Source organism: Candidatus Dadabacteria bacterium (genome assembly GCA_026706695.1).
Taxonomy (GTDB): domain Bacteria; phylum Desulfobacterota_D; class UBA1144; order Nemesobacterales; family Nemesobacteraceae; genus Nemesobacter.
Genome location: JAPOYE010000103.1, coordinates 18560 through 32499 on the forward strand (window position 1 = coordinate 18560; position 13940 = coordinate 32499).

Annotated in this window: 11 protein-coding genes; 5 read left to right on the plus strand and 6 right to left on the minus strand. The window is 52.3% G+C overall.

Annotation, left to right across the window (positions count from 1 at the left end; all coding sequences use genetic code 11):
- From OXG10_07945 to OXG10_07955, 3 genes are all read right to left on the minus strand, one after another.
- Positions 1-478: hypothetical protein (locus OXG10_07945; protein MCY3827286.1), on the minus strand; the 478-nt coding region annotated here is incomplete at its 3' end.
- Between the two features lie 262 nt (positions 479-740).
- Positions 741-1772, minus strand: a complete 1032-nt coding sequence (locus tag OXG10_07950; GenBank protein ID MCY3827287.1) for an NAD-dependent epimerase/dehydratase family protein — start codon at positions 1770-1772, stop codon at positions 741-743.
- A complete protein-coding gene (locus tag OXG10_07955) occupies positions 1742-2377 on the minus strand; it encodes a sterol desaturase family protein (GenBank protein MCY3827288.1) in 636 nt (211 codons plus the stop codon). Before OXG10_07955 ends, OXG10_07950 begins: the two co-directional genes overlap by 31 nt.
- A gap of 198 nt (positions 2378-2575) precedes the next feature.
- Here OXG10_07955 and OXG10_07960 point away from each other — a divergent pair, with 198 nt between their 5' ends.
- The 3 genes from OXG10_07960 to OXG10_07970 all read left to right on the plus strand — a co-directional run bounded on the left by OXG10_07960 (position 2576) and on the right by OXG10_07970 (position 6443).
- Positions 2576-3244 carry a glutathione S-transferase N-terminal domain-containing protein gene (locus OXG10_07960; protein ID MCY3827289.1) on the plus strand — a complete coding sequence of 223 codons (669 nt, stop codon included), beginning with the start codon at positions 2576-2578 and terminating at the stop codon, positions 3242-3244.
- Between the two features lie 97 nt (positions 3245-3341).
- The gene (locus tag OXG10_07965) at positions 3342-4790 is read left to right on the plus strand and encodes an SDR family oxidoreductase (GenBank protein ID MCY3827290.1); all 1449 of its coding nucleotides are present in this window, start codon (positions 3342-3344) and stop codon (positions 4788-4790) included.
- Between the two features lie 609 nt (positions 4791-5399).
- A complete protein-coding gene (locus OXG10_07970; protein ID MCY3827291.1) occupies positions 5400-6443 on the plus strand; it encodes a Rieske 2Fe-2S domain-containing protein in 1044 nt (347 codons plus the stop codon).
- A 63-nt stretch (positions 6444-6506) separates the two neighbouring features.
- On the opposite strand, the gene OXG10_07975 is transcribed toward OXG10_07970, so the two are convergent.
- Complete coding sequence (locus tag OXG10_07975; GenBank protein MCY3827292.1) at positions 6507-8837, minus strand: MMPL family transporter; 2331 nt, start codon at positions 8835-8837, stop codon at positions 6507-6509.
- 596 nt (positions 8838-9433) lie between these two features.
- Between OXG10_07975 and OXG10_07980 the strand changes: the two genes are divergently transcribed.
- A complete protein-coding gene (locus OXG10_07980) occupies positions 9434-10471 on the plus strand; it encodes a class I SAM-dependent methyltransferase (protein MCY3827293.1) in 1038 nt (345 codons plus the stop codon).
- 218 nt (positions 10472-10689) lie between these two features.
- Positions 10690-11049 (plus strand): STAS domain-containing protein, encoded by a 360-nt coding sequence (locus OXG10_07985; protein MCY3827294.1) that lies wholly within the window; start codon positions 10690-10692, stop codon positions 11047-11049.
- A 6-nt stretch (positions 11050-11055) separates the two neighbouring features.
- Here the strand turns inward: OXG10_07985 and OXG10_07990 are convergent, their stop codons facing one another.
- Together OXG10_07990 and OXG10_07995 are read right to left on the minus strand one after the other, a co-directional pair.
- On the minus strand, positions 11056-13281 hold the full coding sequence (locus OXG10_07990) for an ATP-binding protein (protein MCY3827295.1): 2226 nt from the start codon (positions 13279-13281) through the stop codon (positions 11056-11058).
- A 40-nt stretch (positions 13282-13321) separates the two neighbouring features.
- Positions 13322-13940 (minus strand): ABC transporter substrate-binding protein (locus tag OXG10_07995; GenBank protein MCY3827296.1); only part of this gene is annotated, 619 nt, incomplete at its 5' end.

The window sequence follows — 13940 nt, forward strand, 5'->3', positions numbered from 1 at the left end:
ATCCCGCGCTGTAGTTCTTCTCAAGGTCCCAGTCTCCGGGAAACACGTCGGGAGCGTCCGGCGAAGAAGTGTCATCAACTCCTTTGAGCCTGCCGTCTACTTTTTTGTTGAGGTTAAAAGCGAAGTCAAGTTCGCCTGAAAAATAGGTTTGGCCGGGGAGGTTCCATCGGTGTCCTATGATGGCCTTGACGGAGCCGATTCCGCCTTTGCCGTTATCGCTTTCGTAGGTCGACATGGGTTCCATGCCGGGGAAATTATGAATTACCGCTTTCCTGTAGTCCACGTCGGCGTATTCTCCTCCGAGCGCCGCTCCGATGTAAAAACCGCCCATGCCCTCGGCATCTGCGATCTGGGGTTGCGACGCGAAGCAAAAGGTTGTCCGGATTAAAGCCGCGGCAAGCTGCCGCAACCGGGCTCTTGACTGATTAAGACGCCGTGGCGCAGCATGCGCGGATGACCAGAAAGTTTTCTTTACCATTTCGTTTTTAACCTCCTTGCTTGTTTCGCCGTTGTCCTTACTGTTCGGTTTTGGTGATATTATTCTATCTCAAGTAACCCCCCAAGTTCCAGAGATTCCTGGCAGAGATCTTTCATGAGGCTTTCTAAAAGAAGGGGACTCAGTGAAAATTTCTGCGGTGGTTACGATCTGTGCGTCGAAGGTCCGGTTATCGCGGGACATCACCTTTATCGTCTGGTTCCTTTGCGATAGAGGGTTCTTATTGAATATGTAACGCTCTGTCCTACGCCGAATCGTGCAACGAATCGGCCGTGCGTGCTATCCCCTCGGCAAGGGATACTCGGGGTCGCCAATGCAGGTCGCGGCGCGCCTTGTCAATACGGAAGTAGTGATGCGTATTCAAGTAGCGGACCGCGAACCGGGACACGCCGTCCTCCGGGACCAGGCCCCGTCGCATCACGGCATGGAAGCCCTCCACAATGCCCGCTCCTGCGTACGCCACCCAGTAGGGAATACGTCGTCGGATGGGACCGTACCCTGACGCCATGAGCAGGCGTTCTATGAACTCGAAGAACGGGACCGGTTCCGCGTTCGTCACGAAATATGCCTGACCGGATACCAGCCCGTTCGAGTCAAGGGCCCGTTCCGCGGCCAGCACAGCATCGACCACATTGTCAACATAGACGAAGTCGGACAGCTTCTCCCTCCGGCCAACTTCTCGGATACCCGTCCCGTCCGCCCGTTTGAGAATGTTCGGGAGGAAACGTTGGTCTCCAGGACCGAAGACGAGGTGAGGACGCAGCGCGCATGCCCGGGTTACGCCCTCTGCAGCGAACTCCAGGACACGTCGTTCCGCCTCTATCTTGCTGTCCACGTAGGCGCTCATGGATACTTCCGCATAGGGAAGGGTCTCGTCTCCGGCCTCGATATCCCTGCCCTCGAAAACCACGCTGGCCGAACTGATATGCACAAGTTTGCGTATGCCGGCCCTCCTGCATGCTTCTATCACGTTGACCGTCCCGCCGTAGTTCACGGACCACATTTCATCCCGTGCCGTGTTGCGGGTCTGTACGACGGACGCGCAATGAATAACCGTCTCGCATCCGCGGCAAGCCCGGACGAGGGCCGACAGGTCTCTGATATCCACGTTCAGAAATTGCACGTCGGAGCGAAACGAATGGCAAAGCGGACTGACTACCCGCACATCCCGCCCCTCGTCAGCCAATGCGTGGACAATCGCCCCTCCGATGAATCCGCATCCGCCGGTTACCAGTACGGAACCTTTTATGAGCGCGTTCCGAATATCCAGTCCCATACAGGCGTAATCACTCCGTAATTTCCTCCCTGGCTGTGATGCGCATCGTGGCTTGCGGCCCAGTGGTTCGCGAGCCATGCCAGACGGTAGGGGAGCTGCAGGTTCGTATGATGCAGTATGTTGATGATGGTATGGAGCAAAACGACCGCCAGAAACGCTCCGATACCCAAGGGGCCCACTATCACTATCGAGATTAGCAGGAAAGCCAGCCCCGCGATCATTTCCACCGGGTGCAGGTACAGGGAATCAACGGCGGTAGGATGCAGGTTCATGTGATGAACCCAGTGCACTTTCTGCATGATTTTCCGCACATGCAGCAGACGATGCAGCCAGTAGTACCCGAAATCGTAGAGCAGCAGGACGAGGACGGGATCATACCAGGTGGAAGCTGCATCCCAGTCTATCAGGAGTTCCCCGAACATCACAACCGCGACAAGGTAAAACGCCACGGCGATTGTTCCGTTCATCGAGGTATTTCTGTAACGGTCCTTGAGACGACTGCCGTCTCCCTCGGCTATTCTCCAGTCATAGAGCTTAGAGTAGGCAATCTGGGCCCCGGCCATAAATCCGCTCATCACCAGGATTGCGCTTATTATATAGGTCATCTGGGCATCCTTCGTCCGGCCGTACTCAATCTAAGTCTCATTTCGGGAGCGTAACTTGTTGCGGTCATTGCCTGACTCCTTCCAAAAGTAAATTTAACATATACGGCAGATGCGGGAAACAAGTTAAATCGACCGGATTTTTCGTAACTATTGTATATAATTCCCTGACTGAGGGCCCGATATAAACCGAGGCAGAAAATGATCGATCTCTACACGGCGGCCACGCCGAACGGCAAGAAGGTTTCAATAATGCTTGAAGAACTGGGAGTCGCCTACAAGGTTCACGCGCTTAACCTCTCTGAGTTTGAACACAAGGAGCCGTGGTTTCTCGAGATAAACCCGAACGGGAAAATACCCGCGATAGTTGACAATGACGACGGCACGGCGGTTTTTGAGTCAGGAGCCATACTCATATATCTTGCCGACAAGTTCGGAAGCTTTCTTCCGCCCCTCGGAGACAGTCGCAGAACAACGTGCATCGAGTGGCTCATGTTCCAGATGTCGGCTGTGGGGCCCATGCAGGGACAGCTGAACGTCTTTTTAAAGTACGCCCCGGAAAAAATACCCTATGCCATAAAGAGATACACCGAGGAGACTAAAAGGCTCTACTCGATACTCGACGAAAGACTCTCTGAGGTGGAGTACCTAGCGGAAAACTATTCGATCGCCGACATAGCCACGTGGCCCTGGATAAACGCTTACGACTGGGCGGAACTGGATCTCGGGGCTTTTCCGAATCTTACCAGGTGGCATGCCGAAGTTGGCGAAAGGCCCGCCGTGATAAGAGGAAACGGGGTTCCCCCAAGCCCGAAGGAAGAGGAAACGGAAGAAGAGAGGATAAGGAGAATTCAGAAACTGCTTTCCTAGTCCTCCTGTGTCCGAGACGGGGGAGGCGGAAAAATCTCTGTCTGCCTTTCCGTCAAAAAGACAAAAAGGCTTTTTACAGCATTTGGGTTCTTTCTTGATGTCCGAGGATAAGAAAAAAGACCGGATCGTACTGGTGACTGGGGCAAGCGGTTATGTCGGCGGGCGACTGGTCCCGGCTCTGGAGGAAAGGGGAGAGCGGGTGCGCTGTCTTGCCCGCAACCCCGGATATCTCGCCGGTCGTTTCTCTCCCGATACCCGGATTGTCGCCGGCGATGTGCTTGACACCGATTCTCTTGAGACCGCGCTTGCGGGAGTGGACACGGCTTACTACATGGTCCATTCCATGGGTTCCGGTGACAACTTCGAAGAGCAGGACCGTATCGGGGCGCGTAATTTTGCCCGGGTTGCACGCCGACATGGAGTGCGTCGAATCATTTACCTGGGAGGACTGTTCGGAGACGGCAAACTTTCCTCTCACTTGGCGAGCCGCAGGGAAGTAGGGGATATTCTGGCCTCAGAAGGTCCCCTGACCTTGGAATTTCGCGCCTCAATCATAATCGGCTCGGGACCGCTTTCTTTTGAGTTGCTGCGAAGTCTGGTTGACAGGCTGCCGCTTATGGTTACCCCGAGCTGGGTGAGAACATTAACCCAGCCCATCGCCATCGAAGACATAATAGCCTATCTTGTTTACGGCCTGGATCTGGAACTGCAAGACAGCGCGGTTTTCGAAATCGCCGGTCCCGACCAGGTTACCTACGGCGAACTGATGAATGAATATGCCCGCCAGATCGGCGTGCGGCGCCTTATGATTCCGGTGCCTGTCCTGAGTCCCAATCTCTCGAGTCTCTGGCTGGGGCTTGTGACTCCTCTTTATGCTAGGGTGGGCAGAAAACTCGTTGACGGTTTACGCAACGAGACGATTGTCCGCGATAAGGCGGCCCTCAAGTGTTTCCCGGTACATCCCCTGGGAGTACGTCAAGCGATAGACCGGGCCCTTAAGCGGGAGGATATGGAGATTGCCCAGACCCGCTGGAGCGACGCCGTGTCTTCAGGTGGTAACCGGCTGTCTTGGGGAGGAGGCCGTTTCGGTTCGAGGCTTATCGACTGCCAGCGGACCGTCGTCAACGTGGATCCCGCGCGCGCCTTTGCCCCCATACGGCGCATTGGCGGAGACCAGGGCTGGTATTTTGCCACTTGGATCTGGTATCTGCGAGGCCTGGTTGATCTGCTGGTGGGCGGAGTAGGGATGCGGAGGGGCAGGCGGCATCCGACCGACTTACGCCCGGGCGATCCTCTGGATTTCTGGCGTGTTGAGGCGTATGAAGAAAATCGGCTGCTGAGCTTGAGAGCGGAAATGAGGTTGCCCGGTCAGGCGTGGCTTCAGTTTGAAGTCGAGCCCGCTGAGAAAGGCAGTCGAATAACGCAGACAGCAGTTTTCCGACCCCTGGGCCTAGGTGGCCTGATCTATTGGTATGGTCTTTACCCCATCCACTGGATTATTTTCAGGCAGATGATTAAAGGAATTGCGAGACGCGCAGCTTATTGATTCCCTAAGATATCCCCCCTGTGCGCGGCCTTCAGTCTGTTCAGTAATTTGCGGAGTTGCATGGCAGGTTTTCCCTATAAGGGGATTATTCTCCGCAATAAGTAGCTATGGACTTAACCCTTTAATTACCCAAAGAGCCAGCGAACCAGAGTAACACCGCCGACTATTAACAAGACCACCACAAGAGCAATAACCGCAAAACCCAATAGGTAACTGATTATGTATCTAAGATTTTCCATGGTTCACGGAAGCAGAGGCATCTGTCTCTCTCTTTTCCCCATAAAGAATTCTGTAACAACGACCGACCACCACCAGTACTAGTATAGTATTTAATGAAAGACGCAACTTCAAGATCAACCTGGCTGGACGGGTGCCATTTTGTCTGCAACCAAAATATTTCGTGATGACAAGTTACGGGCTTGTGTTAAGAAAACAGACGGGCTGTGCATTGACCTGGAAACAAAAGACAGGCAGAACGCTTATTACCATGCTCCCTGTCCAAACGGGAAAGAGCAGTGTTTACACTCTTTCTGTTTGAATATATAATTCCCTGAAGCTAATGCAAATGCATTTCTGATACTTAACGCTGGATAAGCGGAGTAACAGCAAATGAATCCAAACTCAAATGTTCGCAAGGATGAAACCTTGCTTTACCCCTTTCCGGAAGGCTGGTATTTCGTCGCCAGCCGCAAGATGGTTGAGAAAAAGGGACTCCTGAAGAGAACCTGGCTTGGAGAACAGATTGTTGTCTGGTGCAACGGGGAAGGGGACGTTTGTGTTGCTGAGGCGGTATGTCCGCATCTTGGAGCCGATCTTGGTCCTGAGGCAGGGGGGAAGGTGCGCGACGGTTCCCTAGTGTGTCCTTTTCACGGTTTCGAGTTTGATGTGAGCGGTCAATGCGTGGCGACACCTTTCGCTCCTCCGCCAAAAACCGCCAAGCTGAAGGTGTTCGAGACACGAGAGATAGAGGGTCTCATTTTTGGTTGGTGGGGCAGCGGCGGTCGAGAACCTCAATGGCACCTGCCCGAAATTTCCACAACGGATACCGACTGGAGCGGGATGGAATTCTGCCACCTCCGTTTCCCGGGACATCCCCAGGAAACTACCGAGAACTCCGTGGATGTTGCACACCTTAACTATGTGCACCACTACAACAGTGTGAACATTGTCGGTTCGGTCTCGATTGACGGCACCTTTCTCAAGAACTCCTTTAACTTCAAACGTAACCTTAAAGTTGCTGGCATCAAGCTTTTCGAGTACGACGTTTCTGCGGTCGCCAGTATACACGGGCTTGGCTATTCACTTGTCGAGGTTCACGAACATTCGATCAACATGGACACTCGCCTGTGGGTGCTTTCAACACCGATTGATGGCAAATTTATTGAATTGACGTTGGTGAGTCAGGTGCGACAACTTCGTAATCTGAAGGGAGTGGGCCACGGGCTGCGGCTCCTTCCCCTGGGACTCAGGACCCGCTTCATGAACAAGGTCCTCATTTCCTCCCAGGAGCATGACGTCATGCAGGATGTCGTCATCTGGAGAAATCTGAAACATCGGTCACTTCCGAGGCTTTGCAGTGTTGACGGCGATATCGGGAAGTATCGGCGCTACTGCAGGCAGTTCTACCCGGATGGTCAGTATTATAATCCGTAAAGGTATGCAGAGATGTTTATGCCGAAGTCGGCATACCATGCCGCACAGTGGAATCTTCGCGATCTATGCGGATGAGCTTCTCAATCGCTCCCTGATCTGCTCAGTGGTTTCCTTGGTCTCGTCAAGCAGCATCAGAAGTGGCGGAAGGAAGAAGAAATCTGCCAGTAGAGCGATTATTACGGTTATTCCCACTAAAAGACCAAGCACCTGGTTTCCCACCACCCCGGATGCTCCGAACACCATAAAGCCCAGACCAAACACTACGGTAGTTGTAAACAGTGCCCTGCCCACCAAGCGAAAGGCAATTTGAACGGACTCCGAGGGCAGTTTCCCCGCTTTTCTGCTATCCGTGTATTTTGTCATGAAGTGGATGGTGTCGTCCACGATGATGCCGAATGCTATAGCGGTGACGACCGCCGCCGGAACTCCTACCTCTCCCACCAGATACCCCCACATTCCCATGGCCATGGCGGCCGGAAGGAAATTGGGGATCAAACTGACCAGACCCAGGCGTATGCTTCTGAATATGGCGAACAGCAGCAGGGAGACGATAGCCATCGCCACAAAAGTGCCCTGCAGCATATTTTCAATGTTCCTCTGAATCGAATGAGACCCCACAATCGAAATTCCCGTAGCGCCGGTTTCCATGCCGGGGGCATTTTGCCGCAGCCATTCACGCGAACGATCGTCAAGATCGATCTTTTCCTTGCTGGACATGCTCTTCACTGAGACCGTTGCGCGTGTTGACCTCCGGTCATGGTCGATCAGGTTGTTAAGGTCGCGGCCTACCGGAAGAGAGAATTCGTAAAGCAAAAGATACTGCGCAGCAAGTTCGGGGTCGTCGGGAAGCGTGTAGTAATCCGGGTCATCACCATGCAGGTTCTTGTTCAGACGCTTCATGATGTCGGCAATTGAGAAGATATGGACAAATTCCGGTTGCTCCCGGTACCAGTCCGCAAACGACTCGACCTGTTTTAGGTATTCTATGTCCGTTACGGCGCCTTCACGGCCGGAATCCAGAGAGTACTCATAGGTTTCCACCCCAGGGAAATTCTCGCTCAGAAAATCCGCGGACCGCCGGAACTCGTAACTCTCATCAAGAACCTCAAGCCAGTTCTCCCTGAGTTCAATCTTGGAAATGCCGGCAACCAGAAAGACAGTCACAAAGCCGAAGATGCACAGAAGGATCGTACGATAGGAGATGACAAAACGGCTGAGACGATCGAAAAAATCCTGTTTGTTTTCGCGCAACTTCCGGGGACGAATAGGTAATAGTGACAGGAATGCGGGCAACAGGGTCACCGAAAAGACAAAAGCGCACATGGAACCGAATGCCACGATGTTGCCCATGACCTTAAACGGCGGCATATCTACGAAATTCAGGCTCAGAAATCCGATTGCAGTCGTGAACGAGGTAAGGAAAATAGGCCACACGTCCACTCGCACGGCATGGATTGCCGCTTCTGTTCTCGTCATGCCCTCGCGTAAGCCCCCGGCCATTGCCTCAATAATGTGCACGGAGTGAGCGACGGTCACAGCCATCAGTACAAACATTGCGGCACCGCTTTCACCAAACAGCCTTAAGCCTGTCCACCCGGCAAAGCCCAGCGCGGATGGGATGACGGTAGCAATCATCAGCACAATGGCAAGCGTTCCCCATATCGAACGTATCAGAATCAAGGCAACAAGCAGCATGGTTCCAAGAGCAATGGGCCCAAGGATGGCCGTTTCATCGTCAAGCGCGTCACCTATGACACGATTGAGGACGAGTCCACCTAAAAGGTGGTAGTCGATGGATGTATATTTCTCCCCGGCGTCGGCAACAGTTTCATACAGGTAGTCGGTGACCTCTCGCTTAGCCAATTCCCTGTTGTCGTCAGGAAGAATAATACTGACAACCAGGCCTGCAACTCGCCCGTCACGGGAGACGAATCGCCCGGCAACTTCCTCAGTGCCGAGCGCGATATCCATGATTCGTTGTATATCGGTATCGCTCAGGGAGCCGGCTTCGTCGATAAGCTGCTCAACAACCAACTCATCTTCGAACCCCTCGCTATGCGTATAGTTTGAAATAGAGTCGACGCGGGTGGAGTACGGGGTGCGCCAAAGCTGCTCAGTCATCTCTTCAATGGCGACAAGCGTTTCCCGTGTGAAAATGGTGCCGTTATGTGGCGCTATGGCCACCAATACAACATCGGACAGTGCATATGTCTCTTCAAGCTGTTCGAGTGCAAGGAGGTGTGGGTCGGATTTACTGAAGTGGTTGCGGAAGTCTACGTCCACCACAATCAAGCGCGTGGTTCCCGCAGCAAGAATCAGCATAACAAGCAAAGAGAGCAAAATGGTCAGCCAGCGGCGGCTGACGATCATTGAGATGCAAGATTCCAGGTTCATACGATCATGCAGAATTATGCAATATGTATAGGTTTCAGATCTGGCATTTTCTCTTCACTTTGCCATGTCCGGCCCTATACGCCTCGGCAGTGCAATATTTGCTGAACATAATGGATAATTATAGCACGACAAACAAGATGGGAATTCATGTCGCAATCAAGAAAATAATACCGGGATATTTCGGGGGACGCAACCCCGGGAATTGGCTTTCACACCTCCTCCATCAGAAGGCACGCGTGTTTCTGACGGTCGGTCCATTTTTTTACGATTTCTCTCTCGATATCTTCACGGTCTGAGTTCATTTGTTAAGAAACCAGACAATTGGTTTGTTGCTAATACAAAGACTCTTGTATTGACAGGAGCGGACGTCTGTATTAAGGTGTAGGCGGGAATGGCAGGTTCGTTCTGACTGGCCCGCTATCAAGCCGCCCCCAAGGTTTCCGGTAAAGCGGGGTAACGCGTTTCGAGCTCAATTTTTAAACTTTCCCTTAAGGATGGATGAGAACGGAAGAGAATAATCTCAGGGGGAATCCTCATGAAGCGGGGTTCTCTACCTCTCCCCTCCAGAAAACTGAGGGAAAGGGGTAAACCATGCCATGGATATAGGCAAGCTATCGAAAAAACTCAAGGATGCATACCGGGGGTCCAACGTCGCCCGTCGCGTGCAAGACTTCGAGGGTTGGATGGAGCGAGCGACGCCCGAAGCCGTTAACTCGGGTGGTTACGACCACGCCCAACTGGTCAAAGACTACTACGATCTTTACAGTGAGCTCATGGTATGGAGTTGGGGTGAATCCCTGCACTTTGCACCCCTCGCGCCGCATGAGACCCTGGAGGACTCCAAAATCCGCCATCAGCGGTTGATGATCGACAAGCTGGATCTGCAGCAGGGTATGACGGTGGTTGATGTTGGTTGTGGAATCGGCGGCCCGATGCGTCGTGTCGTTCGTGAGGCCGGTGTCCGGGTTGTCGGGATCAACATCAACAAAATCCAGTTGGAAAAGGCAAAAAAATTGAATGCCGAGGCGGGGCTCGACCACATGGTCGATTACCTGGCGTGCAGCTTCATGGATATGAGCGTCATCGAAGACGAAACTTTCGACCGGGGTTATGCCATCGAGTCAACGTGTCATGCACCGGACAAGCAAAGTGCGTTCGAAGAGATATTCCGCGTACTGAAACCCGGAGCCCTGTTCTGGGGGCAGGAGATGTGTCTGACGGACAAGTTCGATCCGAATGACAGCCGGCACTGGAACCTCAAGCGCGACCTCAAGCTCGGCATTGCACTAAAGGACATCGCCACGTTCGGGGAGGTGAATCAAGCGCTTGAAGCGGCAGGGTTCCACGTCATCGAGGGAGTGGACCGGGGTGTCTCGGAGGGGGAGGAATCCACACCATGGTATCAACCCATGGAGAGTCGACACGGGATGTTGGGTAACGTCTTGTTCAGGCTTCCGCAGGGCCGCAGAGCGTTGGTCGCAGGATCAAAGCTGGCCGAGATGGTTGGGTTCTTTCCGAAGGGCTCCGCAGAAGTCTTCCGGTCCTTGGACCAGACCGCTGATGCCTATGTCGAGGGTGGTAAAACCGGTATCTTCACGCCGCTGTACTGTTTCCTGGCTCGCAAACCCCATTAGGCCCGATTGGCACCGTGCTTGCCGCGCGTGCCGTTACGATCCCCGGATACGTGTGTTTAGCTGCACAAGGTAGAAAAACTACAGCACCTGGGCAATCCCGGATTCCTAGGGTTGCGTCCCCTGAAATATTCCGGTATTGTCTTCGCTATTGCTATATAAAAGTTCTATCTTGATTGTTACTCTATAGTCAGATAGATTGTTGTTGGTATTGGTGGAGAATGAGCACTCAAAACAACCAACTTGAGTTACAGGCCGATCAGATTGATGGAGTCCTGATAATAAGCGTAGCTGGCCGGATTGATGGTATGAACGCGCAGGAATTCCACGAAAATCTGGATAAGGAAATTGGCGGTTCTGACAATCCCGTAGTTCTGGATCTTGAAAAGCTGTCCTATATCAGTAGTGCGGGATTGCGTTCAATTCTGCTTATTGCAAAAACACTTCAAGGTAGAAAGACGAGATTCATGCTGTGTTCCTTGCCCGGTCCCATAAAAGAAATCTTCGAGATTGCGGGTTTTGACAAAATCATTAATGTGCTCGAATCTCGTTCCGATGCTATAGCTACAATAACGGGTTAACCCCTGTTACAAAGAAGCAGTTGCCGAATCCTCGCCTTCTGCCTCCTCTTCTGAAGTATCAGTTACTTGGTTAGCTACGGGGTCAAGCGGCAAGACAACAATCATATCCGTATATTCGCCTTCCTCCGTCTCTACGCGAAACTCACCACCGTGCTGTCGTACTATGTCGTTGGACAGCGATAATCCCAGGCCTGTTCCTTGATCCGTGGGCTTCGTTGTATAGAACGGATTAAAGATACGCTCCAATGCGGATTCGGGAATGCCGGTTCCATTGTCACGAACATGTACCTCAATATGGTCATCAACTAACCGTGTACTCAAATTAAGCGTCGGTTGAAAATCCTTCTTCGACGCATCGTCGGCAGCAGCCAGCATTTTTCGTTTTTCGTCCGCGGCATAGCAGGCATTGGTTACCAGGTTTAGGAAAACCCGGCCGATGTCCTGCGGTTGCACCGTGATCTCGCCTATATCCGGCGAGTAGTCTTCCTGGATTTCTAGCTGGAAGTCAGGGTCGGCGGCGCGAGCGCTGTGGAACGCAAGCAACGCATGCTCGTTAAGCAGTATGTTGAGGTCAGTTGGTTGCCATTCCCCGCCGCCGCGGCCCATCTTGAGCATGTCTGTTATAATTCGATTGGCACGAGTTCCGTGCTCGTGAATGCGCTTCAGATTTCCTGTCAAATCCTCGGCTACTTCCTCGACTATCTCCGGATCGTATTCCTCTTTCGCGTCCCCGTTAGCCTCCATTTTGGCTACTTCTTCCAGCAGTTCTTCCAGCAGCTCTTGTGAAACCTCTGAGAAATTCATGATAAAATTCATTGGATTTTTGATTTCGTGCGCGACCCCGGCTGTCAACTGGCCAAGCGCAGCAAGTTTCTCTCGCATCACGATCTGGTCCTGCGCCCGTTTCAACTCTTCGTTAGTATGTGCCAGCTCCTCGTTTTTTTCTTGCAACTGGTTGGCGAGTGTTTCTACGAGATTAAGGCGCTGTACTTCCAGTGCGTTATATCGGAACACCTCAAGCGCCTTGGCTAATTGCGCGATTTCGTCATTACCTCTGGTGTCGACGGCTATTTCCAGGTTGCCATCAGCCATTTCTTGCATTTGATTCGATATCCGCTCCAGACGCAGAATCAGACGACGATGTACAAGTATCCATCCCCACAAGATTCCACCACTTATAGCAACAATATTGAAAATCAGTAGTACCTTCGTGCTGGTGGCAGTTACCGCAGCCGCTTTGCTCGCCATCTCCCCTGCAGCCATGCTTGAATCATTTACAACGCTTTCTACTCGCGCTACGATGTCAATTCCCAAAGCCTGATTCTTGAGAAGCAGGGCGGATAATTCATCGTCAACTGCAAGTTCCCGACTGCGCAGGTCGAATCCGTTGTTTTCCCTTCTGCCGAATGAGACCAGGTCTTCGAAAATCCCAGACAACTGGTCATGAAGGTCGCCTCCCTCCTGTCCGTATTTCTCAAGCGCGTCAAGAGATCGGCTGGTGCTACCGGCTGCGGCTTCAAACCGTTCTCGCAATGGCTGCAGCATGGCCGCATCGGTCACTACAAACGTGGTTGCGAGCAACTGCGAAGCGACTACAGCCGCTTCGCGGAGTTCAAACAGGCGACGATAGATCAGGAATTCTGGTTCGGAGAAATGAGCCGAGCGGGGAGATTGTGCTGCATCAAGAGACCGGTGTCCGGTCATTAAATAGAACATCTGATCGTCGATTTTGTTAATCATAATCGGCGTTATTTTACTTTGGATACCCCGGAGCTCATCTCTAAGATTGAGGCTGCTCTCGCGAAGTTCAAAGCGTTCCCTGACAAGCAGTTTGATCCGCTCAATGTTCTGAATTATGGCGACCCCGTCAGATTGAATCTGCCGCGCTTGTTCGCTTTCTCCTTGATTTTCCATCATTGCCGAGAGTTGTGTTTTAAATGCATCCGCCTGCAGGTCGACCGTCCCGACAACGGTCCTGAACTGCTCAGGCGTGCTCGCGGTGAGTCGGGGAGCAGCGGCGACGAGCATGGCTGTCTGCTGGGCAATTGCAAACGCCGATGTCATCTCGGGTATGTTCTTTTCATTAACGTTCTGCTGAACTTTGCCGATTTGGCTAAGGAAGGAAAGAGCCATCAAGCTGACTATGATGATGAGTACTACGGCACCTGCGTAACTTATATAAAGTTGCGTAGAAATTTGCGTAGAAATTCGGTTCCAGAGTTTTGAAAGCATTCTGCTTATCTCAATGTCTTTCGCATATGCAAAACGTCGGTCAGTATCGTTGTGTTAGAGACGTGAGTGACCTATACTGGCCATCAGGACCAATAATCGTCAGGAACACGCTGTCTGAACCTTGGTTATCATTCTTGCTATATCGCAAGGTGAAGCCATCCAAATTAATGTTGTTGCCGGTCCGCAGCACCGCATCGATGCAACCACGGTTAACCTGTTTGCCGCAATTATCTACCACATAGATAGCCAAACGCCCTGCTAAATATCCTTCATACGATAGAAATCCGGGTTTTGCCGCCGGGTCGTACGCCTTGAGCGCAGCACGATAGGAAGCGGAGGCAGGCACCGTGTTTCCGGTTGGAAAAGGAACCACCTGGGTAACCAGAACTCCGGCCCCTTGATCACCCAGTTCGCTTGCCAAGGCACTACTGCCTACGAAAGAAAGTGTCATAAAAATGGAATTCATACCGATGTGGCGCGCCCACTTAATAAATGTCGCAGTTGGCTTGTAGGGACCAATAATAATCACAGCTTCCGGTCCGGTAGCGTGCAAATCAAGAAGGGCCGTCTTTATCGCGACAGTATTGCGGGGAAATATTCCCGTTTCGATAGCAGAAAGTTTGCGACGCTCAAGAGCAAGAAGGATTCCATTCAGACCA